Genomic DNA, 569 nt, shown 5'->3' on the forward strand with positions numbered 1-569 from the left:
CCGACTTCCGGAACGCCGAGGACTTCGGCGAACAGCGCGCACAGCACGGTCTCACGCTCGGTCGCGGGCTTGCGGCTTCCGGGGGCTCCGCGCAGTTCGGGCGCGGGAAGCGCACGGTGGTCGAGCTTGCCGTTCACCGTCACCGGCAGCGCGTCCAGGGCCATGAATGCCGACGGGACCATGTAGTCGGGCAGTGTGGCAGCCGTGCGGGCGCGCACCTCTGCGACCAGGTTCGTCATGTCGGTGCCCGCCGCCTTGTCGCGCGGGACGATGTAGGCGGTCAGGCGCTGGTCGCCGGGGCGGTCCTCGCGGACGAGGACCGCGGCCTGCGCCACGTCCGGGTGCGTGCTGACAGCGGTGCGGACTTCGCCGAGTTCGATGCGGAAGCCGCGGAGTTTGACCTGGTCGTCGGTGCGGCCGAGGTGTTCGAGGAGGCCGTGGGTGGTCCAGCGGGCGAGGTCGCCGGTGCGGTACATGCGTGCGCCGGGGCCGCCGTAGGGGTTGGCCACGAAGCGTTCGGCGGTCAGGGCCGGGCGACCGAGGTAGCCGCGGGCCAGCTGGGCGCCGGC

Annotated in this window: 1 pseudogene; it reads right to left on the bottom strand. The window is 73.1% G+C overall.

The features are described 5' to 3' along the window. Positions 1 to 569 (bottom strand): annotated as a pseudogene (locus LO771_RS30065) (AMP-binding protein); the annotation flags it as partial.

This window comes from Streptacidiphilus sp. ASG 303 (assembly GCF_020991365.1).
In the GTDB taxonomy this organism is placed as follows: domain Bacteria; phylum Actinomycetota; class Actinomycetes; order Streptomycetales; family Streptomycetaceae; genus Peterkaempfera.